The 654-nt window shown below is 44.6% G+C and carries 2 protein-coding genes; both read right to left on the reverse strand.

The window, feature by feature from the left end; translation table 11 throughout:
- The coding region (locus tag A3763_RS03780) for a hotdog fold domain-containing protein (RefSeq protein ID WP_082880370.1) at window positions 1-370 on the reverse strand (370 nt) is incomplete at its 3' end.
- Between the two features lie 16 nt (window positions 371-386).
- Window positions 387-654 (reverse strand): MarR family winged helix-turn-helix transcriptional regulator (locus A3763_RS03785; protein ID WP_156494883.1); only part of this gene is annotated, 268 nt, incomplete at its 5' end.

The raw sequence follows: 654 nt of genomic DNA on the forward strand, positions 1-654 counted from the left end.
CGGGCACGACTACCTTGCCTTCCTGTGAAAAATCGACGTCTGCCGCTTCACACACAACTTTAAGGTCTGTTTTAGCTTTTGCGATATATTCAACAGTCATACCTTGAGGAACCCATCGGGCACCAGCGGGAATCGAGACGTCAGTTGTCATACCGCCTGCTAATTCAGCAGCGTTACACATTGCAATGGCATGAACGGTACCGATATGGTTGTGCACCTTCTTTTGGTTTTTCAAGCTAACTTCACAATAGCCTGGTTTAAGGTCAATGACTTCTGGGTCAATTGTCCCAAAGTAAGGTGCGATTTGAGCAACGCCCTTCGAAAACATCTCTGGGCCCATTTGTTGGAACATTGCTAGAAATTGACTCATATTGAATACCGCGTACTTATTTAAAAATGTCGATCACCTTGTTTAGGAAGCGACTGACGGTTTCAAGCTCTTCTTCTGAAAATTCTTCACTGAGCTTCTCGTTTACTTGCTGGATAAGTGGGTAGAGTATCGGTAATTTATTTTTACCCTCGTCAGACAAAAATAACCTTGATGCTCTGCCGTCTTCGGCACATCCTTTGCGCTCAATAATGCCGTTCTTTTGCATTCGGCCAACCAAACCGGTGACTGCAGAGTTATTCAAACCCAATGCTTGTGACAGCGTT

The organism is Oleiphilus sp. HI0128 (assembly GCF_001635365.1).